At 42.8% G+C, this 24,483-nt stretch carries 18 protein-coding genes; 4 read left to right on the plus strand and 14 right to left on the minus strand.

The features are described 5' to 3' along the window. Nucleotides 1–129: 129 nt before the first annotated feature. From mnmE to lpxK, 7 genes are read right to left on the minus strand one after another with little or no spacing between them, the layout of a single operon-like run. Nucleotides 130–1,491, minus strand: a complete 1,362-nt coding sequence (mnmE, locus tag G9X63_RS00220) for a tRNA uridine-5-carboxymethylaminomethyl(34) synthesis GTPase MnmE (RefSeq protein ID WP_252623121.1) — start codon at nucleotides 1,489–1,491, stop codon at nucleotides 130–132. A 3-nt stretch (nucleotides 1,492–1,494) separates the two neighbouring features. Further along, nucleotides 1,495–1,779 (minus strand): SCP2 sterol-binding domain-containing protein, encoded by a 285-nt coding sequence (locus tag G9X63_RS00225; protein ID WP_130896881.1) that lies wholly within the window; start codon nucleotides 1,777–1,779, stop codon nucleotides 1,495–1,497. A gap of 43 nt (nucleotides 1,780–1,822) precedes the next feature. Beyond that, nucleotides 1,823–4,645, minus strand: a complete 2,823-nt coding sequence (locus G9X63_RS00230) for a PD-(D/E)XK nuclease family protein (RefSeq protein WP_252623122.1) — start codon at nucleotides 4,643–4,645, stop codon at nucleotides 1,823–1,825. Further along, nucleotides 4,645–6,351 carry a GMC oxidoreductase gene (locus G9X63_RS00235; protein ID WP_252623124.1) on the minus strand — a complete coding sequence of 569 codons (1,707 nt, stop codon included), beginning with the start codon at nucleotides 6,349–6,351 and terminating at the stop codon, nucleotides 4,645–4,647. Before G9X63_RS00235 ends, G9X63_RS00230 begins: the two co-directional genes overlap by 1 nt. Nucleotides 6,352–6,359: 8 nt before the next feature. Next, nucleotides 6,360–6,848, minus strand: a complete 489-nt coding sequence (locus G9X63_RS00240; RefSeq protein ID WP_130923191.1) for a gluconate 2-dehydrogenase subunit 3 family protein — start codon at nucleotides 6,846–6,848, stop codon at nucleotides 6,360–6,362. 23 nt (nucleotides 6,849–6,871) lie between these two features. After that, entirely contained in the window at nucleotides 6,872–8,818 is a 1,947-nt protein-coding gene (locus G9X63_RS00245; RefSeq protein WP_252623126.1) for a putative porin, read from the minus strand. 9 nt (nucleotides 8,819–8,827) lie between these two features. Continuing rightward, entirely contained in the window at nucleotides 8,828–9,832 is a 1,005-nt protein-coding gene (gene lpxK, locus G9X63_RS00250) for a tetraacyldisaccharide 4'-kinase (RefSeq protein WP_252623128.1), read from the minus strand. Nucleotides 9,833–9,900: 68 nt separating this feature from the next. Here lpxK and G9X63_RS00255 point away from each other — a divergent pair, with 68 nt between their 5' ends. Together G9X63_RS00255 and G9X63_RS00260 are read left to right on the plus strand one after the other, a co-directional pair. Then, nucleotides 9,901–10,950, plus strand: a complete 1,050-nt coding sequence (locus tag G9X63_RS00255; protein ID WP_252623130.1) for an o-succinylbenzoate synthase — start codon at nucleotides 9,901–9,903, stop codon at nucleotides 10,948–10,950. A 17-nt stretch (nucleotides 10,951–10,967) separates the two neighbouring features. Then, nucleotides 10,968–11,366 (plus strand): hypothetical protein, encoded by a 399-nt coding sequence (locus G9X63_RS00260; RefSeq protein WP_252623132.1) that lies wholly within the window; start codon nucleotides 10,968–10,970, stop codon nucleotides 11,364–11,366. Between the two features lie 55 nt (nucleotides 11,367–11,421). Here the strand turns inward: G9X63_RS00260 and hemF are convergent, their stop codons facing one another. Genes hemF through G9X63_RS00275 form a run of 3 tightly spaced genes read right to left on the minus strand, consistent with a single transcriptional unit; the run spans nucleotide 11,422 to nucleotide 15,506 of the window. Then, nucleotides 11,422–12,303: an oxygen-dependent coproporphyrinogen oxidase gene (gene hemF, locus G9X63_RS00265; RefSeq protein ID WP_252623134.1), complete on the minus strand. Its 882-nt coding sequence runs from the start codon at nucleotides 12,301–12,303 to the stop codon at nucleotides 11,422–11,424. Nucleotide 12,304: 1 nt separating this feature from the next. Further along, nucleotides 12,305–14,917 (minus strand): transglycosylase domain-containing protein, encoded by a 2,613-nt coding sequence (locus G9X63_RS00270; RefSeq protein ID WP_252623137.1) that lies wholly within the window; start codon nucleotides 14,915–14,917, stop codon nucleotides 12,305–12,307. 1 nt (nucleotide 14,918) lies between these two features. Further along, nucleotides 14,919–15,506 carry a beta/alpha barrel domain-containing protein gene (locus G9X63_RS00275; protein ID WP_252623140.1) on the minus strand — a complete coding sequence of 196 codons (588 nt, stop codon included), beginning with the start codon at nucleotides 15,504–15,506 and terminating at the stop codon, nucleotides 14,919–14,921. A gap of 107 nt (nucleotides 15,507–15,613) precedes the next feature. Between G9X63_RS00275 and mnmA the strand changes: the two genes are divergently transcribed. Continuing rightward, nucleotides 15,614–16,756, plus strand: a complete 1,143-nt coding sequence (mnmA, locus tag G9X63_RS00280; protein ID WP_252623144.1) for a tRNA 2-thiouridine(34) synthase MnmA — start codon at nucleotides 15,614–15,616, stop codon at nucleotides 16,754–16,756. On the opposite strand, the gene G9X63_RS00285 is transcribed toward mnmA, so the two are convergent. The 3 genes from G9X63_RS00285 to G9X63_RS00295 are packed head-to-tail and all read right to left on the minus strand — an operon-like array spanning nucleotide 16,749 to nucleotide 22,281. Beyond that, a complete protein-coding gene (locus G9X63_RS00285) occupies nucleotides 16,749–17,264 on the minus strand; it encodes a metallophosphoesterase family protein (protein WP_252623147.1) in 516 nt (171 codons plus the stop codon). The genes mnmA and G9X63_RS00285 overlap by 8 nt on opposite strands. Next, nucleotides 17,265–18,233, minus strand: a complete 969-nt coding sequence (locus G9X63_RS00290) for a zinc dependent phospholipase C family protein (RefSeq protein ID WP_252623150.1) — start codon at nucleotides 18,231–18,233, stop codon at nucleotides 17,265–17,267. Nucleotide 18,234: 1 nt separating this feature from the next. Next, the gene (locus G9X63_RS00295; RefSeq protein WP_252623153.1) at nucleotides 18,235–22,281 is read right to left on the minus strand and encodes a hybrid sensor histidine kinase/response regulator transcription factor; all 4,047 of its coding nucleotides are present in this window, start codon (nucleotides 22,279–22,281) and stop codon (nucleotides 18,235–18,237) included. A gap of 150 nt (nucleotides 22,282–22,431) precedes the next feature. On the opposite strand from G9X63_RS00295, the gene G9X63_RS00300 reads away from it, so the two are divergent. Beyond that, on the plus strand, nucleotides 22,432–23,454 hold the full coding sequence (locus tag G9X63_RS00300; protein WP_161566423.1) for a GntR family transcriptional regulator: 1,023 nt from the start codon (nucleotides 22,432–22,434) through the stop codon (nucleotides 23,452–23,454). Between the two features lie 31 nt (nucleotides 23,455–23,485). Here the strand turns inward: G9X63_RS00300 and queG are convergent, their stop codons facing one another. Beyond that, nucleotides 23,486–24,403, minus strand: coding sequence for a tRNA epoxyqueuosine(34) reductase QueG (gene queG, locus G9X63_RS00305; RefSeq protein WP_252623156.1), 918 nt, complete (start codon nucleotides 24,401–24,403; stop codon nucleotides 23,486–23,488). Between the last annotated feature and the right edge of the window lie 80 nt (nucleotides 24,404–24,483).

A 24,483-nucleotide genomic window follows, 5' to 3' on the forward strand; every position in this document is an offset into this window, starting at 1 on the left:
AATACCATAAAAAAAGAGAACGATTTTCGTTCTCTTTTTTTATACCTACTTTATTCTTTGTGCTTTATGTTCTATGATTTACATCTCTACTCTATACTCTCTTATCTCTACTCTTTAAATAGCCTTCGGCTATTTTCCTATACAAAACTTCCCAAAGATATTCTTCAACAGATCGTCATTCGAAATCTGACCCGTGATCTCTCCTAAGTAATGTAAGGCATAACGAAGGTCTTGTGCGATAAGATCGCCTGTCAAACCCGTTTTTAACGCATTTAAAACGCCTTCTAGGGTTTCTTGAGTCTGCAATAGTTGTTGGTAGTGACGAAGATTTGTCACTAATGTGCCGTTCGTGCTCACTTGATCTAAACCGACTACGTTTAACAAGGCGGTTTCTAGGTCGTTTAGGCCGTCACGGTTTTTAGCGGAGATGGGAATTAAATCCGGGATAGCCGATTGAAATGCAGAGAGATCAGCGATTTGATCTACTTTGTTCAACAACTTTATCACAGGGATTTCCAACGCCCCTAAAGCTTCCACGCCGGCTGCGAGGCCATCAGGTGTTTCAGATGTCGCATCGGCCATATAAATGACCACTTGCGCTTTCTTGACCCACGCCTGGGTTCGCTCCACTCCTAGCGCTTCAATCACATCAGAAGTTTCACGAAGACCCGCCGTATCCACTAAACGAAATTTAATTCCACCTAGGGTCCATTCGTCCTCGAGGGAATCGCGGGTTGTTCCTGCGATATCAGACACAATGGCTCTATCTTCGTTCAATAAGGCATTTAAAAGCGTCGATTTACCTGCATTGGGCTTCCCCACAATCACCGTTGCCACCCCATTCTTCACCGCATTACCAGCTCTAAAGCTGGAAACGAGTGGACGGATATTCTTTAATAATTGATTAACCAGAGCTTCCAAATCCTTGCGATCCGCGAATTCAACATCTTCCTCACCGAAGTCTAATTCTAGCTCGATTAGAGAAGCAAAATGGATTAATTCCTCGCGCAATGCGGCTAATTCTTTCGAAAAACCGCCGCGTAATTGATGCAAAGCGGCGTTTTGGGCAGCGGCAGAATCGGCGGCAATAACGTCTGCTACGGCTTCTGCTTGGGCTAGGTCGAATGCTCCGTTTAGGAAAGCGCGCTGAGTAAATTCGCCGGGGCGAGCGAAGCGAGCCCCGTGTTCTACAAACAATTGAAGGATACTCTCTTGGATAAACGGGGAACCGTGGCAGGAAATTTCGACCACATTTTCCTTCGTGTAGGAACGTGGTGCAATGTATAAACTGGCTACCACTTCGTCATAGACCCGCCCATTGGACTCAATACGGCCGTAATGGATGGTATGAGTGGGTTGGGTGGATAGATCTTTGGGCTTAAAAACGGCGTTCACGATCTCGATGGCTCGATCTCCCGAAAGACGAATTACGCCAATCGCTCCTACCCCTGCGGGCGTCGCTAAGGCAACAATGGTATCCGTAAAGTTCATCGATTACAATAAATTCGTCAACTTCATTGCGACAGACATATCGCCAGAGATTTTCACTTTACCAGTCATAACGGCCATCATGGAGTTTAATTCACCGTTTAAGATGGAAGTGAATGTTTCCTCTGTGGTAGAGATCGTGCAATCTGAATCCAAATTTTCATTGGATACAGCTCCATCCGCACCTACGACGATGATTCCACCTGGGAAAGCGAATTTGAATGAGACACCTTGGCCGCCTTTTTGGGCAGCTAAGGCAATAATACGTTCGTTGATTTCTTGAAATGTCATTTTATATCAATTTATGGGTCAAAATTACGTCATTTTACTGAAACTACACGTTTCGATGGCAAATAGCGGTAAAATCACAATAAGTGCATTGGTCTATATTCACTGTTTTCTCGAAGGCTTGATCCGTGGAAACGAGCGACTTTACCCAATACTGTACTAGCTTCTCAGATTCTTGGATAAAATCAGAGACTGACTCTCCCTCGGTAAATTCGAGTGGCGAAGACAGGACCTTTTCATCGAAATTCCGGAAGGAAATAATACCGGGTTCAATGCTGATTCGATCTACTTCCAAACCTTGTAAAAACTCCTTTCTTTCCGACGGCGCTTTTTGCAACTCCTTCGTCACTAAAAACTTGTACATCCACAACTGAAAAAGTTTGGCTTTTAGTTCCTCGTCTCTAAGCGTTTCGGCTAAACTATCCCCAGCGTCCACATCTTTCTTCACCACTTTTCCCGTCTTATAGTCAACAATGCGCAAAACAGATCCTCCTTTTAGATCCAATCGATCTATCCGGCCTTTCATTTTAATTGGCCACATTTCTGTACCCACTGGGATCGAAAGTACCGTATTCACTTCTTCTTCTACGGCAAGTAATTGGATTCTTTCCTCATACCAAGCAGCAGATTGATCAAAATAAGTTCCCAGCAACGTTTTAGCGACTTCTTGCAACACATAATTAAAGCCTTTCTCTACTTCGAAATTTCCTTCACGTTCCTTGATCTCTTCCATCGCCTTTGCTAACAAAGGTTCGATTAAGGCCTTCTTTTGTGCCACATTAAGACCATCCTCATAACCGCCAGAAGCGATCATTTGTTTATCCAATAATTCCAACACCTTGTGTACCCAGGTCCCAAATACATCCGCCCCCATTTCATCATCGCGCTGTTTTTCCTGTTGCAGGTTGACTATTTGGGAGAAATAATACTTTAGCGAACAGCTGGCAAACATAGCAACGGAAGAAGGAGATAACCCTCTTCGAGCTAGCACATCTTTTATTTCAGCAATCAGTTCCGGCGTTTTCTCAATGCGCAAGGTTATTTCCGGATTAGAGACCTCATCTGAACTGAATTTAACGGCGGGTTCCCGAAGGTTCAAATGTGGATTCTTTTTGGCCCAATCATACCGAATCTGACGAATAAAACGGCTTACTTCTGCTGATGATGAATCATTCTGCACATAGACCAGCATCACCTCCTTAGGACGCTGCAATAATCGATAGAAGTGATAACTCGTCACCGCATCCGCTTGTGTAAACGTAGGTAGCGAAAAGGCCGCCATATTCGCAATATCAACAGGAATCAAACTTTCGCGCTTCCGCATTCCAGGTAAACTTCCTTCATTTAGCGATAAAACAATCACCCGGTCAAAATCCAAGGTCCTCGTTTCTAACAACCCCATCACGTGCAAGGAACGTTTCTCCGCGCCTTCAAAAGTCATTTTTTGCTGCTGCACCATTTGCTTGCAAAGTGCTTGGCCACTTTTAACTGATATAAAGGGATTCGCCTGAGCGATCTCTTCTAACTTATCTAACACGGTCAAAGCCTGCAAAATGGCCTGCGATTCCGCATCCCAATCATCCTTATCTGTTTTGTACAGAATATCCGTTAATAAGCGAATCAAAGCTTTCAGGCAATCTTCAAAAGTAGATGAAGACGATATAAAAATAGTACCCCCGCTCGGAACTTGTGAGAGATATAAATCTGTCTCTTTCCAGGCAGGTACCTTGACGGAAGCCATCAACGGATGCTCTTTCAACGCTTTTACTAGTGAAACTGGGTATTTTTCCAAAGGCACCAAGGACCACCACATCTCCATCAATGAAAACACTTGAGCCTTCTTCAACGAATAGCCCATCGTAATATTCAGACGGTCTTTAAATTCACCTAAATAGGGCAATAAAGAATCTAAAAGGCTCTCATCCCCTAAAACGAGGGCCACCTGTTCCAAATCCCCGTGTTCCGTTTGCCAAGCACGAATTTGCTCTAAAGCCACAAAAATCTGGGCCGATGGATTTGCTAAACCCACAATCTCCACTTCTTTTGGCTTTTCTAACAAATCCCGTCCCATCCAATGAAATGGACCGCGCGATAAATAGGCTGGATCCGCCGGATTCGCATAGGTTTTCAGCCAATTACCGGCTCTGTGATGCTTGCTTTTGGCATAATATTCATCTGCATCCCAAAGCGTCTGCGCCACATTCTCCCGCAATAGCAAACGAATGATGGTCTCCTCGGATTTAGAAAGCGCATTAAAACCAACAAAATAAATTTGTTTAAAACCGAGTGATTTACCCGCCTCTAACAGCTCCACTAGTTTGCGATAAGCGAGTCCACGATAGGTAGTTCCCTTCGATTCTAACCTACTTTTCAGCCGAATATAGACCTCTAAAAGCGAATCATATAATTTGAAATAAGCCTGTGTATTAGCCGTAATCCACTCATCTGCGTGATCTTGACCATATTCTTGTCCCCAGCGCTCAATCGATTTAGCTTCAGAAAGAAAGGAAAACAAGGCCGATGGATCCACTAAATACAGATCCAGGGTATCGAAATCCTTCAACATCATCTGCCCCCAGGTCACAAAACGATCAAAATCAACTTTCGAATCAACCTCCTTAAAACAGGCATAGGCCTCCATCAACAAGTCAATCGGATCCTCTAAAACCGAATCCGTCATCTGCAGCGCAAATTCCTCAATCGTAAAGAATGAGGGAGACAAAAACGGTCGATCACCCCTGATCGCTAATTCCTTCTTTAGGTAAAGGATACCTCGTTGCGAGGGCATCACCACGGCAATATCTTTCAATTCCTCCATACCATGCGTATGGAAGAGGTGATCTGCCGTTTTACCTAAAAATGTTTGCATTACAGGTTTCCTTTTTTCATTTCTTTCACCGCAAAATCTACCGCGCGGGCTGTGAAGGCCATATACGTTAATGAAGGGTTTTGGGTAGAAGTAGAGGTCATACAAGCTCCGTCCGTCACAAACACGTTCTTGACGTGGTGCATTTGATTCCACTTATTTAAAAGAGACGTCTTCGGATCTGAACCCATTCTCACTCCGCCCATTTCGTGGATATCTAATCCAGCGGGAGCGTGTGAATCGCGGGTTTTGATGTTCTTGAAGCCGGCCTTCTCGTACATTTCGGTGAATTGATCGATAAAATCTTTGACCATCAAATCATCGTTGTTATCATAGCTCACGTCCATATGTAGCAAAGGCATTCCCCAGGCATCTTTTTTCGTGGAGTCCAAAGTCACTTTATTACTTTCCTTCGGAATCGTTTCCCCCATCATGTGCGATCCAGCATACCAGTTCGACCATTTTGGATTTAACAATGAATTCTTCAAGCTCTCACCCACCGAACTTTGATCTGCGTGCGTTCCTCTACCACCACTCATCCCCGCTGCATAACCGCGTAAGAAGTTCGTTTCTTGCTTGTATAAGTTTCTAAAACGAGGAATATACCCTGAATTAGGACGTCCACCAGATGTTTTATAATCTAAATATCCTTCGTATTCCGCAGACAAGGAAGCACGGTAATTGTGGAAAGCTACGTGCGTTCCTAATAGACCGCTGTCGTTTCCTAAACCGTTCGGGAAGCGAGAAGACTTCGAATTCAATAAAATTAAGTTTGTATTGATGGCAGCAGCTGTCACAAAAATGACTTTAGCATAATATTCCACCATCTCTTTCGTGTGCGCATCTACGACACGAACTCCTACCGCTTTTTGTTTCTTTTCATCATAAATGATCGAATGAACTACGGAATCCGTTCTTAACGTCATATTACCCGTCTTTGCAGCCCAAGGCAACGTAGACGAATTGGCGCTGAAATAACCACCGTATGGGCAACCTCTTTGGCATAAATTACGACCCAAACATGTCCCACGTCCCTGTTGAATATGAATATCACGCGGTTCCGTTAAATGAGCACAGCGACCAATGATGACGTGACGATCTGCATACAAACGTTTCATCTCTTTTTGGAAATGTTTCTCCACACAGGTTAATTCCATCGGGGGTAAAAAGTCGCCATCCGGTAAGGAATCCAATCCATCCTTATTACCCGAAATACCAGCGAAATGCTCCACATAGGAATACCAAGGGTCTATTTCCTTGTAAGTGATCGGCCACGGCACCGCGAATCCATCACGCGCTGGACCATCAAAATCTAATTGAGACCAACGTTGTGTTTGACGCGCCCATAGAAGTGATTTTCCTCCGGTTTGGTAGCCACGGATCCAATCAAATGGTTTATCTTGAATGTATGGATGCTCTGCATCTTTTACGAAAAAGTGCTTCGCATCTTCTCTGAAGGCATAACACTTCGAAATGATCGGATTTTCATCGATCTCCTGTTTCGTTAATTGCCCTCTATGTTCCATTTCCCAAGGACTCAACAAAGTCGTCGGATAATCTTCATTATGGGTCACTTTACGGCCTCTTTCGAGCACCAAAGTCTTGATTCCTTTATCACAAAATTCCTTAGCAGCCCATCCGCCCGCCATACCAGAACCTATCACAATCGCACCATAAGTACGTTTTTCAGCATTAGTTAAAATATTCATCGCTCGGTTTATTTTTTAAGAGGTTCACAGCCATTGAAAAATCCAGGTGCCATCACATAATTCTGGTGATTCACCATCACGTATTCCGTGGTCATATAACCGCGAATCGTCAGGCCCTTCAACGTGGCCATGGCTTTCTGCGCATCAGCACCCTGTTTGCCTTGTTCGATTTGGAAAAACAATTGCTCCTTTTCGGACTCAGAAACCTTCTCAATAGACGGTAAAGCCGCTAAAACCTTCATCAATGTGGTAGAGGTAGCAGGCTCATAGCAATCGCGAAGCATCACCTTCACATAAGCTGGAACGCCTAAGGAAACGGCCCCAGGAATACTGGATTCAGGAATGATCACTCCTATCCAAGCTTGTAATAATTGGTCTTGATCAGCGCTCCATTGAATGCTGGGCGCATTGGCTGCTTTGAGATCTGTAAAAACAACGCTGCCTAAGGTAGCAAGCGCCATTCCTTTCACCCAATTTCGGCGTGAAATAGTGTTCATAATTTATCTAGGTTTACTGTTTTTTAATCAAATAATAGCCAACGAACACCATAACCGAAGGAACGAGCCATCGCCGGATGTAAGTAAGCGGTATAGTAATTCGAATTTAACAATCCTTGTGTTACATTCTGCATTTTAAAGAAAAGTCGAACTCGGTTAATGCGTAAAGATACGTAAGCGTCAGCTTGAACAAAAGCCGGAATTTCATAGCGGTTCTGCAAATGATATTGTTGCATGGTAGGCATATAGGCATCCGCGTAATAGGACGATTGATGCTGTACATCTACACCAAACTGCATATACAACAATTTCTTGTATTGGACATTCAGGGCAAGATTCGCATTAGCAACCAAGTTTGGCATCCTAATCACATCAGGTCCCGTCTTTGTATTGGCTAAAACCAAGGCAGACCATTCAAAACGTTTAAAAGTACCTCCTGCCGAAAACCCTGTTCTAAATACGCCTATCGCATCAGCTGCTTGTTTTGCGGTAGCCAAGGTATCAAAATAGGCATAATTCGCGATGCGTTGAATCGTCGCGGTTGGACGGAAATAGACGTTTTTCGTATGAAGATCTAAGGTTCCTGTTAACTCATCAAATAGGACGTTATCAAACGATTGAATCCATCGAAAAGCAGCATTATAAGTCCAATTCTGAGCGATCGAAGGACTCACAGAAATGCGACTCGCCTTAACTTGAAAAAACGGAGAAATAAAGCTTGCCTGCAGGCGGTAATCGGATCCTACTAAATATTCTCCATCTGCGGTAAAGTCGATCTTGTCATTGAATTTTTGCTGCAAAAACAGACCCACGTAGTTTTCTAAACGATTCTTTTGCAAACCTGCCATCGGGTTATTCACATCCCAATAGCGCTGTTTGAAATACGTTCGGTAGGTAAAACCTCTAAATATTCCTTTTATACCCGTTTGATGAGTGTAGGATTGCCATTGATTCTCATTGTACAAGGAATCCGTCTGAGTACCATAATTCTTCAAGTAAAACGATTTCGTCAGATTCGTGGCAAAATCAAGGTCCTTAAATTTCGCCGTTCTATTTTCTACATCTACGCGCTGAAAGAATTGCAATCCTTTAAACCCGATGAACTCGTGGTAAAAATGGAATTTGATAAAAGAATCATTGGACTGAACTCCTGAAGTGGCAAATAACGCTCCGTTATCCGTGTAATTCAAAGCCGTAGTCGGATCTAAGCCATTCAACAATTGTAATCCACCTTGGTCTTGAATTCCTTGATCAAAATAGTTTAAATGGGACAAAAGTCGGTACCGGTTGTTACGGGTTCTGAAATTAGTTTGGAATAAGACGCCCCATTGCTCAGTCAAAGTTTGATTTCCCGATTTGTATTTCGAATCGGTCAAAAACTTATCCGAAACCTGCCTCTGAATCTCAAAACCCATATTCCAAAGCGAATCCACGTTTCGTGCGAACGTAAAATTCAGACGCGTTTGGCCACCCGCTCCTAAATAATATTCAATGTCAGAATAGGGTGATTTTGTTTGGTAATACTTTACCTCGTCCGTCGCAAAAGCATAGGGCATATAGGCATTATAGCCTAATTGAGTCCCTATTTGATCCGGTTTATTGACAAAAATATTCCGAACTGCCGTTCCTTCATTCCCTAAATGAGCCGTCAAAAAGCCCGATCTCTCCTGAAATAAATAGCGGTGAAACAAGTGCAGACTCGTATCGACTGATTTTTTCGCCCCTCGTCCATTCAATATATCTTCCTCTACGAAATAGGACATGCTTTGAGGTCCATAGAGCATTTTAGTGGAGTCATCCAAAGCTGCACGCCCAGACTTCCCATTTGAAACGGGCTTAGGTGCGTTGGGATCCTTAGGCGCCATCGGATCAGGGAAAGAATTCCGATCCCCTCCTGCGGACTGCAAAGTCTGTGCAAAAGCGGGCGAAATACCCCATAAAATAAGAAGAACAATCAGTCTATACTTCACGCTACAAATTTAGTTTTTTCCCAACCAGTCCCAAAACTGTTCTTCCTGATCAATGAAATACATTTCCATTGGCAAATAATACAAGTGGTTCGCTAGATTAGGCAATTGGGCTAATTCAGCCTTTAAACGCACATAATCCTTATGAGTCGTTAAAAAACCCTCATCGCCTGCCATCATTTTGGCCTGTTGCTCTAACTCTAACAATTCAATCTCTGTAAACCGGTGGTGATCAGCATATATCACCTCCTCTTGAATTTGACCTAGGCTAGCAGCATACGTAAAAAAGGGCTTTGGATCTGCAATTCCGGCAAATAAAGACCATTTACTTGGTAAATATTCCCTTGGACCTTGCGGCTTGCCATACCGGACACTCGTATAAAAGATCGGTTTCTCCTCTTTGGTATTCCGTAAAACGCCTTGGGCAAAATTCGATTTTTGCTCCTTCGTTAAAATACCCGGACAGCGAGTCACGATCACCGCATCCGCCCGTTTTATCCCTTTAGCAGACTCACGTAAACGCCCTTGAGGCAGCATAGAATCGCTATAAAAGGGCTGAGAGAAGGTAGAACAAACCAAATTGACAGACCCTTTTATCGAGCGATGTTGAAAAGCATCATCCAATAAAAGCACATCCACTTCAGGCATCTGCTGAACTCCTTTCACCCGATTTTCACAAACGACCACAGGCAGTTCAGGAAATAAAGTTTTATAGGCCAAAGGTTCATCCCCTACTTCTTCCGCCGTCGAATCCACTTGTACGTCTAGATAGCCCTTCGTTTTACGGCCATACCCACGGCTCAAAATCCCCAATCGATCGTTTCCTCTCCAGTTTTGGACTAAATAGGAAACGAAAGGACTCTTTCCCGTTCCACCTACCGACAGATTGCCCACCACAATGATGCGCGGTTTATCAAAGGAGGTAGACGGCAAAATCACCCAGTCATAGAGTTTATTCCGGACGAAGGTAATCAGGCCAAAAAGCAAGGACGGAAGAATGGTAATTAGCTGCTTCATATAATAACCTTAAAGCTAAAAATAATACGGGAGGGCACAAAATCGAATAGAAAATAATAAATTGCATCATGTCCAAAATCAGTCTTCGATTTCTTACTCACGATCTTCAATTTCACTTCGAAGCAGGTACCTCCCGCGGGGTACTTAACAATAAGAAATCTTATTTCGTGGAGATATCTGATGGCAATCGAATCGGTATTGGAGAAGCTGGGCCCTTATTCGGATTAAGTCCTGAATTTTCGGAGGATTGCGCTGCTGCTTTTGAAAAAGCTTTAGAGCCTTTTCAAGGTTTGGCATTGCCTTCAGACATCAATGACTGGATTTCTGAAATCTCATTTGAACAGCCCTCCTTTCGTTTCGCCTTAGAAACGGCCTTTCACGATTTCGCCGCGCCATTTACCAATAAATTTGCTCAGGGAGAAAAGTCTCTACCCATCAATGGGCTCATCTGGATGGGCAGTGCCGAATTTATGCGCGAGCAAATCGAACAAAAATTAGCACAAGGTTATTCTTGCTTGAAACTCAAGATCGGTGCGATCGATTTTGAAACTGAGCTTTCGCTCTTGAAAAGTATTCGCTCCCGCTTCTCCGCAGAGGAACTTATTTTACGTGTCGACGCAAACGGCGCCTTTTCACCTGCTAAGGCACCCTATAAACTAGAGAAATTAGCCGCTTACGACCTGCATTCCATCGAACAGCCCATTAAAGCTGGTCAGGTAGAAGAAATGCGAAAGCTCATTGCTCTACAAATACTCCCCATTGCCTTAGATGAAGAATTGATAGGGATGCAAGACAAATCTATCGCCTCATTCATCGACCCTGATTACATCATCTTAAAGCCAAGCTTTTTAGGTGGAATCCAAGCGACCCGCGATTGGATAAATTGGGCTACAGAAAAGGGAAAAGATTGGTGGATTACCTCTGCTTTAGAATCCAACATCGGATTACAAGCCATCGCTCAATTGACTGGGGATTATGATGTAAAAATTCCACAAGGCTTAGGAACTGGTCAACTTTATACGAATAATTTTGCCTCTGGATTGTCGATCGAAAAAGGAAATATTCTTTTTGACCCCACATTTCCAAGGGAATCTCCGTTTCAGCCCCTATCTTTGTAAAAACAAATCCGTTTAAAATGAATACGATTGATGAGGCGATGATCGCCATCTTAGAAAAGCGATTAGAATTGAGCAAATTGAACTACTCAGATGATACTTACGATGATGTAGAGGAAATGCTTCACGATTTGGAAGATGATTTCAATGAGAAATACGGAGATCAATTAGAGGATATTTTGGAGAAAGTGCATTTAAAGCACTGCCCAGAATCGGATGTTTTATTACCTACGGCCTATTTAGCGAAGAAATTCGTGGAAACGGCTGACGGCGAAATCGAAATTGGTAAGAAAGAAGGCGTAGAAGTAGAATGGATCGAAGATCCAATTGCAAACGCTCGCTTAGTCTTGTTACCCGCTCCTACCCGCGTTTTATTGATGACCCCTAAAGGCATCGATATTGTCTGGGAAGCAGAATAAACTTTATTGTCTGGGAAGCAGAATAAATAGAAAGGGGCTCGATGAGCCCCTTTTTTTATATCCAGTTTATTCCTTTTTTCAATAGATCAAAGGTCTTCTGACCATCCGGAAACACCTTCGGATCGTACATATATTCCCAAGCCGCCATCGGGGGCAAACTCATCAAGATCGATTCCGTTCTTCCATTCGTCTCTAAGCCAAACTTCGTTCCTCTGTCATGTACTAGATTAAATTCTACGTAACGTCCGCGGCGAATGTATTGAAACTCTTTTTCCGCTTGCGTAAACTCCCGCGATGCATTCAATCGCATTAAATGACTATAAATAGGCTCAAAGGATTCTCCCACAGCTTTGACAAATTCAAACACCGTTTCTCTATCTCCTTTGATATAATCGAAGAAAATCCCTCCGATTCCACGTGTCTCTTCCCGGTGTGGACTATAGAAATAATCATCCGCCCAGGTTTTGTATTTCGGATAATAGCTCGAATCAAATCGATCACAAACGGCTTTCAATTGCTCGTGAAACCACTTCGCTTGTTCCGGAATGATAATATGAGGCGTCAAATCAATTCCACCACCAAACCAAAATTCCCCATTACTCAACTCAAAATACCGCACATTCATGTGAATGATGGGTACCCAGGGATTCTCTGGATGCATCACGATGGAAACACCAGTCGCAAAGAACTCGACTTCTTCCGTGACATTCAGGCTAGTGACCATCTTAGGATGCAAAGGCCCTTCGACAGCTGAGAAATTAACTCCACCCTTCTCTAAAATAGCTCCATTGGCTATCACTCGAGTTCTTCCGCCACCACCTTCTGCTCGAGTCCACTTGTCCTCTTTAAAAGAAGCCACTCCATCTGTCGCAGCTATTCCCGCACAAATTCTATCCTGTAAGCCTTGAAAATAGGCTGCAATATCGTGTTTATTCATTTTACTGAGGAGAACCCGTCGAGTCTGACGCGGTTGCATTATCATCTAATAAGGCATTCATCGAATCCAATTCAGCATCAGAGACCTGAAGCGAATCTGGCAAAGCATAAGAGCCGTTTGAGCAATCAAAATCCTTCTTCACGACACGGCGATCTAATTTCTCAAAAGGCTCCGGGCGGTATTGCGCTAAAAGAGGATCTTTGACCACTTTAATCATGAAGCGCTTGAAGATCGGCAGAGCGGTTTTCGATCCCTCCCCTAAAGCACCCGTTCTAAAGTGAATCGAACGATCATCTCCTCCTACCCAAACCCCAGAAATCAAATTATGCGACATCCCGATGAACCAGCCATCGGAATGATTCGAAGTCGTTCCTGTTTTACCCGCAAAAACACGAGCATAGCGATTGTCTTTAGGCAATAAAATATCTCCTTCTCCATATAATAAAGAGCTACCGGTTCCACTTTCGTGAATAACACCCTCCAGCATATAGCGGACTAATTGTGCTGATTCCTTTCGAATCACTTGCTCCATGGTAGGATCAAATCGTTGCAACACCTTTCCATTTTGATCTTGGATCTCTTGAACGAGCATCGGCTCCACATGCATTCCTTCATTCACAAAGGCAGAATAAGCTCCTATCATCTCGAAGAGATTGACATCAAAAGAGCCTAAACCGATCGATGCAACCGCTTTTAATGGACTCTTAATCCCCATTTTCTTGGCATAATACATCACAGTATCCGCCCCTACTTCATTCGTAAGTCGAGCGGTAACGGAGTTAATACTTTGGGCCAAAGCACGCTTAATCGGCATTTCTCTACCCGAAAAACTACCATTTGCATTACCAGGACGCCACATTTCTTTCTCTCCTTTTGCATTCTCTACTTCGATTTCAAACGGCTCATCACGCATCAGGTAACAAGGCGAAAGATCCTTAGGACCATCAATCGCAGAGGTATAAACGAAAGGCTTAAAAGTTGATCCAGGTTGACGACGACCTTGTTTAACGTGATCGTATTTGAAATATTTAAAGTCCAAACCGCCCACCCAGGCCTTAATGTGACCCGTAAATGGATCCATCGTCATCATACCCGCTTGTAAGAATTTCTTGTAATATTGGATCGAATCGTAGGCACTCATCGTGCGCTTTTCTTCCCCCATCGAGTTGCGCGAATACACCCACATATCGCGCTTCACATCTTTCATATAGTATTTGACGGAATCGGGGTTCTTCGGAAAACGAGCCGATAAATACTTATAATATTCTGTCCGTTTCGCCACTGTATCGATGAATCCAGGTATTTCTTGGCCGTTTTCGCCTACCCAAGGGTTCTGATTTGCCCAGTGATTATCAAAGTTCTTTTGGGTGGCCCGCATTCCTTCTTCCACGGATTCCTCTGCATAAATCTGCATTTTCGAATCGATCGTCGTCACAATTTTTAAACCGTCACGGTAGAGATCTAATTCGATATCATTCTTTTCTGCCCACTCATTCAAGTATTTGGCTACGGCTACTTTGAAATAATTACCCGTGCCATCGTAAGGAGATTCCTCGTTTTCATGCAATTCAATCGGCATAACGGCTAGCGAATCATAATCTGTTTTGCGCAGGTAACCGGCCTTCACCATTTGAGCTAGAACCACATTTCGACGCTTCCAGGCTTTATTTTCAGCTAAAGGTTTACCTACATACCTTTTAGGATTATAGGTCGTCGTTGCTTTCTGTAAACCCACTAAAATAGCCGCTTCTTGGATATTTAAACTATCCGGTGTCGTATTGAAGTAAGTTTTAGAAGCTACCTTAATTCCATAGGCATTATTGCCATAATCCACGGTGTTCAGATACCATAAAATGATCTCATCTTTGGTATAAAAACGCTCTAATTTGATAGCGGTAACCCATTCTTTGGACTTATAAATCAACTTATTTAATCCTGGGATATAGCCCAAAAGACCCGTCTTCACAAAGCCTTTCTTCGTTCTCGTTTTAAATAAATTCTTCGCTAATTGTTGAGAAATCGTACTTCCACCCCCACGATCTCCTCCTTTAGCGATACCCACTAACACACCCGCCCACGCTTGAAAATCGATTCCTGTATGCTCGTAAAAACGCGCATCTTCAGTCGCCACTAAGGCTTTCACTAAATAAGGTGAAATCTGATTAAAATCGCGTATTGGCGTTCTATTCTCCGCAAAAAACTTGCCTAACAGCACTCCATCCGCTGAATAAATCTCGGATGCCTGAGATAGTTTAGGATTCTGCAAATCATCCACACTTGGCATCTCTCCCGTTAAAAAGAAGAAATTCGTCTCAATGACTAGTAAATAAACCAATACAAATAAGGCTGATTTAGCAAAGAATTTATACCCTTTTACGATGGGTTGATAATAAGGAGTGGTTTTATCCACTTTGGAATCGTAATAAGCCTGCACTTTGCGACCTTGCGTTTGCACAAATACTTGCCCTAAAACTACATAGCCTACACAAATGCTATAAATACGCTCCCCTACTACTTTTTTGAAACCCGCTAACAATAACAAGCCTAAAGCGGACACTTTCGCTAAAACGAACGCCTTCACCTGAGCATATTTCACTTTGATACTTGCTAGCATATTAGTCGATTTCTAATTTTTCCAAGATACTCATTAAATCAGAAAAATCGCGAAAACCCGGACGGTCTTCTTTTCCTGCGGTTAAACCGATTCCTTGGATTGATGTTTGTTCCACCCACTCGGCTAAATCTTCCTCTGGAACGTCTAAACCTAAAATAATCGGATATTGAGCCGCCCAAATTTCAATCGAGGATTCCATTCCCTGCAATGATTCTGGACCCTCGCCCACTAATAAAAAGTAACTCACATAGGGCGCAGCTGAAGCAAATAGAGCAGGTAAATTATCCGTATCTATGTTTACGCGCAGAATTTTAGGTAAATCAATGTCTTGAATCAACACCAAATTCACTTTCGAATCAATCTCGATTGCATCTGGTTGATGCGAAGCCACTAAAGCCTTTATTTCCTCCGGTTTCAATCCTGCACACTCACCTACAATTTGAACACCAGCTAACCAGTTTCTGATTTCCACCAATTTCTCTAAAGGCATCGCCAATGGGAAACCCAACCACTCCACTCCCATTCCTGCGCAGTAGCGCGCATCTGAAAGATTTTCAATCGAACTGACTTTGACTTTCGTTTTTAACATAGACGGTATTTGAATAATGAGCAAAAATACGCTTTGTACACGTATTTACAAAGATTAGCCGTAACTTGCAGCATAATTTCGTCAGGCATTGAACCTGAGCAGCAAATATGGAGAAAAAAGGACGCGTTTTAGTCGCTATGAGCGGCGGAATTGACAGCTCGGTCGCAGCTGTTTTACTACACGAACAAGGGTATGAGGTCATCGGAATGACGATGAAAACCTGGGATTACGCCAGCTCTGGTGGCGATAAAAAGGAAACAGGCTGCTGTTCTTTGGATTCCATTAATGATGCGCGTCATATCGCCGTTTCCCTCGGTTTCCCCCACTACATATTAGATATCAGAGAGGAATTTGGTGATTCTGTCATCGATTACTTTACGAATGAATACATCGAAGGCCGCACGCCTAATCCTTGTGTAATGTGCAATACGCATATTAAATGGGATGCTTTATTGCGTCGTGCGGATCAATTAGGTTGCGAATTTATTGCGACGGGCCACTATGCGCAGATTAGAGAAGAGAATGGCCGTCATATTATTTCCAAAGGTGTAGACGTTTTGAAGGACCAGAGTTATGTGCTTTGGGGCGTTTCACAAGAAAGTCTTGCCCGCACAATTTTACCTTTAGGTCATTTGACGAAAGCACGCATTCGCGAGATGGCCACAGAGCGCGGTTTTGTGGATTTAGTCAATAAGTCCGAGAGTTATGAAATCTGTTTCGTGCCGGATAATGATTACCGTGGGTTCTTAAAAAGACGCGTTCCTGAACTAGAGGAGCAAGTGAAAGGCGGAAATTTCATCGATACGGAAGGAAAAATCATCGGTAAACACGAGGGCTATCCTTTTTATACAGTGGGCCAAAGAAAAGGTTTAGGAAAGGCTTTCGGCTATCCAGCCTTTGTGATCGAAATTCGCAAAGAGACGAACGAAGTGGTGATTGGTAAAGTTGAGGATTTAAACCGCACAGGTATGTGGGTAGGTCAATTAAACCTACAAAAATACGATTCTATTCCTGCAGAAGGAATTGAAACCATCACCAAAGTGCGCTATAAAGATGCGGGAACCGCTGGACACATTGAGCAAGTGGGAGATCGCATTAAAGTAGATTTTGCCTTCGATGTTTCTGGCATTGCACCTGGACAGGCAGCCGTATTTTATGAGGGCGAAGATGTCGTGGGTGGTGGCTGGATCTTGAAGTCCTACCAGAAAGGCAGCGTCTTTGAAAACATCCAATCGTTTCAGACTACTTAATTTTCGTGTGAATACGGGGCATTTGAATCAGCTCCATATCAAAAATGCGTTTCCCGTCAATCTTAAATTGTAGCGCCGTTTGCTCTGAATGAAATCCGTGTTGACCCGCAGCACCCGGGTTCAAAAAGAGCATCTGGTTGCGATTTTGATCTCTTTTTACTTGTAAAATGTGGGAATGACCGCATACAAATATCATGGGTAAACCCATCGAGAATGTTTCTAGCGCGTCTGGTTTATAGGAAGATGGCGCACCCGCGATATGCGTCATGGCGACCGTCACTTCCTCGCAGGTGAAGCGGGCGATTTTAGGAAACATATTTCGAATGGTTCGGTCATCGATATTCCCGTAAACTCCATACACAGGCTTCCCAAAACCCATCAACGTATCAGCCACCGCCACCGAACCCCAATCACCCCCGTGCCAAATCTGATCGCAGGCTTCCACGTGCGGGATCAAACGTGGATCCAAATAAGAATGGGTATCAGAAAGGACTAAGATCTTCTGCATTTATTTCTTGTGCAAAGAGAGTAGTTGTCCTGTCGAAATCAACGTATTAGACTTCCAAAGTGCTTTTTCTGACTCAAAGGCAGCCTTCTTTTCTGCACTGATTTCCTTCGTTACCCAAGCAGGAGAACCCGCATCTTTCCAAGCAGAATACCAAAAAGAAGCCACCCTGTGAGAAGATTGAATCATGCGCCCCTGAATGGAAGAGCCTAATTTTGCTGCATAGGCTTGAATAAATTCATCCGTATAATAACGCTGCATTTTTCCGTAGCGCTCGACCATTTTAAAGGATTTCTCCTCTCCTAAAGCCTGGCGAACTTCCGTTTCTGCCTTAAACATTTCCGGCAACATCGCGTGAGACTCTTGTAACACTTGGAAGATAAAATCCTGAGGTTTGGCAATATAAGATGCCGCTTGAGGCTGATATAAGGCGTAATTCTTTAATTGCGCTTCAGGAACAAGGGATTCCCAAAGCACGTGCATCCCTTTTTGGTTTGTTAATTGCCCATCGTGATTCCTCGTGGTATGCAAGGGTACGTGCGCATCTGATACATAATGGCCTAAATCGGCCGCGTAAAATAACACAGAATCACGCATCTCCTGCTTAAATGCGTTCACTAGACGACCATATACCCGATTCACCTCCCAGGGAACTAAGCCTTCTTTGCGTAAACTGTCGAAGGAATATTTCAAGACAGCTTGTTTGAAATCATGCGGAATATCCGTTCGGTAATTAGGGCCAAAGATAGGGGCATCCATATCCAAATAGTGCTTAGAATCCTCCGTCTTGTCATCTTTCCGGCGCACATCTGGGCGAATGGATTGTTGTACGATATAGTCCTGATTAGCATAGAAAAACAGACCTAAATCTGCAGGCAAGGGATAAATAGCAATCTGCTGCAGGGTTTTATGAGCTAAAAAGCCCCAAGAAACCAAAAATCCACAAACAAGAAGGAGGGAAAGTTTACGCATATTATTTTTTTGAAATGAATGTTTTAGGGGAGTGTCCGTATTGTTTTTTAAAGGCGCGTGTAAAATAGGCCGGATCATTGAAGCCTACTTGGTAAGCCACCTCTGAGACATTCAATGAACCCTTTTCTAATAATAGTCTAGCTTGTTGCAAACGAATAGAGCGAATAAATTCGTTTCCAGCTAGCGAAGTTAACATTTTCAACTTACGATACAGCTGCATCTTGCTCATATCCATCGCTTGCTCTAAATGTTCTACATCGAAATCGGCTTCCTCTAGATGCTCGATGACCACTTGCGTAGCTTTTGAAAGAAATTCATCTTCGAACACAAATGCCTGCTGTAAATCTTGATTTAGAACGGAATCTTGCCAGCTTTTGCGCAAGCGTTCTTTCGCTTCCAATAATTTAGCCACTCTTAATTCCAAAATATCCGCATGGAAAGGCTTGGAGATAAAATCATCTGCACCGGACTGCATTCCTTCGATTTGGCTTTCCTGTGAGCTTTTCGAAGTTAATATAACGACCGGTATATGACTTGTCTTCGCGTTCTTGCGAATCTGCTTGCACAAATTCACTCCTGACATACCTGGCATCATCCAATCCGTAATCACCACATCGGGCAAATAAGTCAAGGCCATTTCCAAGCCTGCCTCACCTCGATCGGCTTCAATTACTTGGAAAGAACGTTCAAAAATCTCCCGTATAAACGCACGCATCTCTTCGTGATCTTCGACGATTAATAAAATCTGTTTCTCTTGCTGAATAACCTGGGCTGAGTCGACTAGTTGACTCTGTAACTCTTTGACTTCTTTCGACCCCGACTTCACCCAAGCCGGATCAAATGCCTCCAGCGTAACAGGGAACTGTATTTTAAAATCAGAACCCGCTCCCAGATCACTTTGAACTTCAATGGAACCCCGATGTACCTCTATCAATTCTTTACACAAAGAAAGTCCTACTCCCGTTCCTACCCGATCTACTTTCTCCGGAATTTGATAGAAACGATCAAATATATGCTGTCTATGTTCCGCACTAATTCCTTTCCCCGTATCAGAAACATGAATCGAAACTCGATTGATGTATTCCGATGCCCCTTTATATACCTTATGTAATTCTAAACGTATACCTATGATTCCATCCTCTGGGGTGAATTTAAAGGCATTCGAAAGGAGATTTGTGACACATTTTTCAATGATATCAGCATCGTAGTAAACAAACAAGGATTCAACGGGCGCATCCCATTTTAACTTAATCTGCTTTTGCTGAGCATAAGCATCAAAGCTTTGTTTGATGGAATGCAATTGACGGACCAAATCGTGCTTCTCCACGACCGGTTGTACGTTTCCGGATTCGATTTTGGACAAATCAAGTAGCTGATTGATCAGTCTCAAAAGTTTTTGGGCGTTTTGGTAAATCGAATTAATCTTTGTCTTCTGGTCTTTATTGAGGCTCGCATTCGAGAGGAAATACTTCTCTAATGGACTGGTTATAAGGGTCAAAGGAGTTCGTAATTCGTGTGAAATATTCGTAAAGAAATGTGTTTTTACCTGCTCTAGTTCTTGAATACGTTCCTTCTCAATCTCTTTCAAGCGCAAATCCGTTCGGAAAGCTTCTCTCACCTGCACCTCGCGAATAAACGCATAAATAACTGCCGCTAACAAGACTAAATAAAGTACATAAGCCCACCAGGTGCGGTACCAAGGCGGGAGCACCGTTATCTTTAACTCATAGGGTTTTTCTGCCCAAATTCCATCTGAATTACTCGCTTTGACTTTAAAAATATAATCTCCGGGACTTAAATTAGTATAGGTCACCGTCCGCTGCGTTCCTACTAAATTCCATTCGTTTTCAAAGCCTTCTAAATAATAGGCATAGCGGTTATTTTTAGGCCTTTGGTATTCTAAAGCGACAAAGTCCAAACTAAACACGGATTGATTCGGCTGCAAAACGAGGTGTTTGGTAGACAGGATATCAACACGAAGAGGCGAATTATCTTCACCTGCTTCGACCTCTTTATTAAAAATTTTGAGTTTGGTAAAATAGACTGGCGGCACATCTAATCGCATGCGCAAACTGTCTGATTTCAAGTAATTTAAGCCATTTACGCCACCAAAAAACAACCAATTTTGGCTATTCCTCGCCACCGCGTTCGTCATAAATTCTTTCCCCTGCAATCCATCTGCCTCTTCGAAATTGACAAATTTTAAGGTCTTTCCATCCATCTTCGAAATTCCCCCATTCGTACTGAACCACATATCCCCTTTCGCATCCTCCACCATTCCACGCAAAGAATTACTTCCTAATCCATTATTGACGGTGAACACTTTAAATCCTTTGCCAGCCCCCAAGTATTGATTTAATCCTCCACCCTGCGTCATTACCCAAATCCGCTTCTGACGATCTTGGTAAATTTTATTCACATGATTATAACTCAAGGCCCCAATTTCTTCTGATTTCACATAATGACGTAACTTTCTATTGCTAACGTCGAAAACATATAATCCAAAACCGACCGTACCCACCCAAATCTCCTTTCCATTCAAAACCCGGATGGCCGCAATCGATTTATTCAAGAAATTCTTTTTACCTAGTTCGGCAAAAGGAACACGGTATTGTTTCGTCATCGGATTGAATGCGACTACTCCCATCCCTTGCGTTCCAAGAAGAAACTCCGAATTAAAATTTTCTAGGGTATTAAAATTCGCTTCTCTGACACCGGGTTTGAAAGGGTAATCCTTCAGCTGACGCTCTTTTGTGAACAGATTTATCCCTTTTCCCCAAAGTCCTACCCACACTCCTCCATCTCCAGACGGATGTATAAAATTGACATCATAGGTCTCCGTAGAATTTAATTTATTACTCGATGCACTCTGCAAGTAATGCGTAACTTGGCCCGATTTATGGTTAAAATAGGATAAACCCACATTACTTCCTACCCAAACGCCTTGATCACCATCTGCCAGCAACGTACTTACCTTATTACTGAGTAAACCTTGCAGGGTATTGGGTTTGTAGCGGAGGACGGCGAAGCGAGGTTTTTGGAAAAAAGATATATTTAATCCTGCCTCCCAAGTGCCCACCCAGGTATTCTGATTCGCATCCGTAAAAAGACTCATGACGGAGTTAGAAGAAAGACCTAATTCTGGATCTGGATTAGAGGGGATATTCGTGTAGGATTTAAAATCCTCTCCATTTAGCTTATAAACGCCATTATCCGTACCAATCCAGAGATTTTGCATCGCATCTTTAGCAAAAGAAGTGACTATATTTTGTCGTGACAAAGGATCAGATGCCTGGTAAAAAACCACTTTGAATTGCTGGTTTTTAGGGGTGAAACGGTAAATTCCTTTTCCATCTGTACCCACTAAAATATCCCCATTTTTCGTTTCAAAAAGCGCGCGCACCCGGTAATTATTCGCCCCAAATTGATAGGGAATAAAACTATGTGCATTCAACTGAGAAACTAAATACCCGGTCCGGGTACCCATCCAAACAGTGCCAGACGAATGTTTGAACAAACGAACTACTTCTTTCACCATGGTATTTTTCCATTCGGATTCAGCGCTTATTAATTGGTTTGACCGAATATCGTAGACCAAATAGCCTAGGCCTAATACAGCCACTCCCATTCTTCCTCTACCAATATTTAGAATACTTGGAATATTAGAATTGGATAAATCTTGCCCAGTAGGCCCTTTCGAAAATCGTGTAATTTTACCCGTCGCTAATTCAATCTTATTCAACCCAGAATTACGCGTACCTACCCATAAGTTACCCTCATCATCTTGCGCCACCGTAAAAATCTCACTTCCACTAAGGGTGGTAGGATCACTCGGATCATTGCGGTAAATCTTAAAGTTGTGGCCATCGTAGCGATTCAAACCATCACCTGTCGCGAACCAAAGAAAACCTTGCTTATCTTGAATGATCTTGTAAACGGAACTTTGGGACAAACCAGATGCTGTACTTAAGCGTTCATAGCGCGTCTGCTTTTGAGCTTGAAGACTCAAAACAGCACACATCGCCAAGAAGAAAAATAGCCTTTTCATTCGAATCTTAAAATTAGGGAATAATACCAGGAAATTGGACGGATTTGTCCTGAAATAAGCAAATGCAAGAATTGTCCTCGTATTTGAAAGATTCGTCCTATGCTACACAATGCCATCACTGTAATTTTGGGACAAGAATTTTTCTTCGATATGAATAAAGCATTTGTTTCATTTAACGTAAAGAATTCAGGAAACAAAATCCCTAAATACCAGCAATTAGTGAATTCACTTTTGCAGGATATTGAGATGGGGGAGCTAAAACCTGGCGAGCGATTGCCGTCCATTAATGAGGCTTCGGAAGAATGCTACCTTTCTCGCGACACTGTGGAAAGAGCCTATACCGAGTTACATAAAATGGGTGCGATCACGTCCATTTTCCGCAAAGGTTATTTCATTTCAGAGTCCAGTTTAAAAGTAAAGACAAAAGTACTTTTCTTGATTGGCCGGATGACAGAAACGAATCAAACATTGTACAATGCCTTTCTGGATCATTTTGGCAAAAATGTGATGGTGGATATTTACACCTACCAATACAAACCCAAGGAGTTTAAGGAAATCATTGGACAACAATTAGGCAATTACCATTATTACCTGATTCAACCGCATTTAATCGATGAGGATGAAGAAACGGTGAAGATATTACAGAAAATAGCGGGGGATCGCTTGATCTTATTGGACCAAAACTTCGGAACCATCCGTCATTCCAGTCTCATCTGCCCTCCTAATCCCTCGCTAAAGAAGATTTTTAATACCCAACTAAACCTGTTTAATAAGTACCGCAGCCTTAATTTAGTGTTGAGCGAAGACGAATACTTCGATCCTGAATTAATCAATGCGTGCAGTGAATTCTGCGAAGCGAATTCATTGAAATTCCAAGTATTGGATGGCCTAGAAGAGGACGACTTTCAACAAAAGGAAATTTATTTCACTTTGTCGGATACCGATCTTTTCCAGGCTATCAAATACGCGGAGAAAAAGAACTGGAGTTTAGGTACAGATATTGGCATCATCTCCTTGAACGATCATCCCTTTAAGGAAATTATTGCCGGGGGCATCACCGTGGTGAGCACACATCCGGAGAAGTTAGGCCAAAAAGCGGCCGAAATGATCCTTAACAATCAAAAGACAGCAGAGGTCATCGAACCTAGCTTACTTATACGACAATCACTTTAGGGTTTTATTTTGCTTGAAAAGGGCCGTGGTTTCACGGCCTCTTTTTTTTTACGTAATCGATGTTTCGTTGAATGCCTTTCAGCTTGGTACGCTTGATCGCAGAATAGTGAAATAAGGTCTGAAAAACTTCTTCAGACAATCCTTCCCAATCCACATCTTGTAGATTCGTTTCGAATCTTGGTTCTCGGTGCGGCTTCGAAAATCGATTCCAAGGACACACGTCTTGGCAAATATCACAGCCAAAAATCCAGTTTTGAAAATCTCCCTGCAAGCTGGCCGGCATTTGATCCTTTAATTCAATTGTAAAATAGGAAATACATTTACTCCCATCCACCACATAGGGCGTAATGGCATCCGTAGGACAAGCGTCAATACATCGCGTACAGGTACCACAAAAGTCTTTGATAGGCCCATCTGGTGTGGCAGGTAAATCAATCAGCAGCTCTGCTAGGAAATAAAAACTCCCCTTTTTCGGAATAATCAAATTCGCATTCTTCCCTATCCAACCCAAACCAGACTTCTTCGCCCACGCTTTTTCTAACACAGGTGCAGAATCTACAAACATCCTCCCCGAAAATTCACCTAGATCCGTTTGTAAGGCATCCCATAAACCTTGCATCTTGTCTTTGATGACCCGGTGGTAATCTTCACCATAAGCATATTTTGAAATCTTGAAATCATTTACCGCCATTTCTTCCGCGGGAAAATAATTGTAGACTAGGGAAACGACGGTTTGGCAACCGTCCACCAGCTTTCGAGGATCCAGACGTTTATCGAAATGATTCGCCATATAGGCCATTTCACCGTGTTGATTCGAATTTAACCAAGCTTCTAAACGCGGCGCCTCTTCCTCTAAGAATCCTGCTTCAGAAATACCACAAAAGGCAAAACCGAAAGACTGAGCTTTGGCCTTAATTAGTCGGGAAATTTCTGCTGGACTTTTTGACATTTGTTTAAAATTACAAAGGTCATTTCATTTATGCCAAAGTGTCAGAAAATTGTTTTTGGTATTGAATTTGTATGAAGGAT

Source organism: Aquirufa antheringensis (genome assembly GCF_023921165.1).
Lineage (GTDB): Bacteria > Bacteroidota > Bacteroidia > Cytophagales > Spirosomataceae > Aquirufa > Aquirufa antheringensis.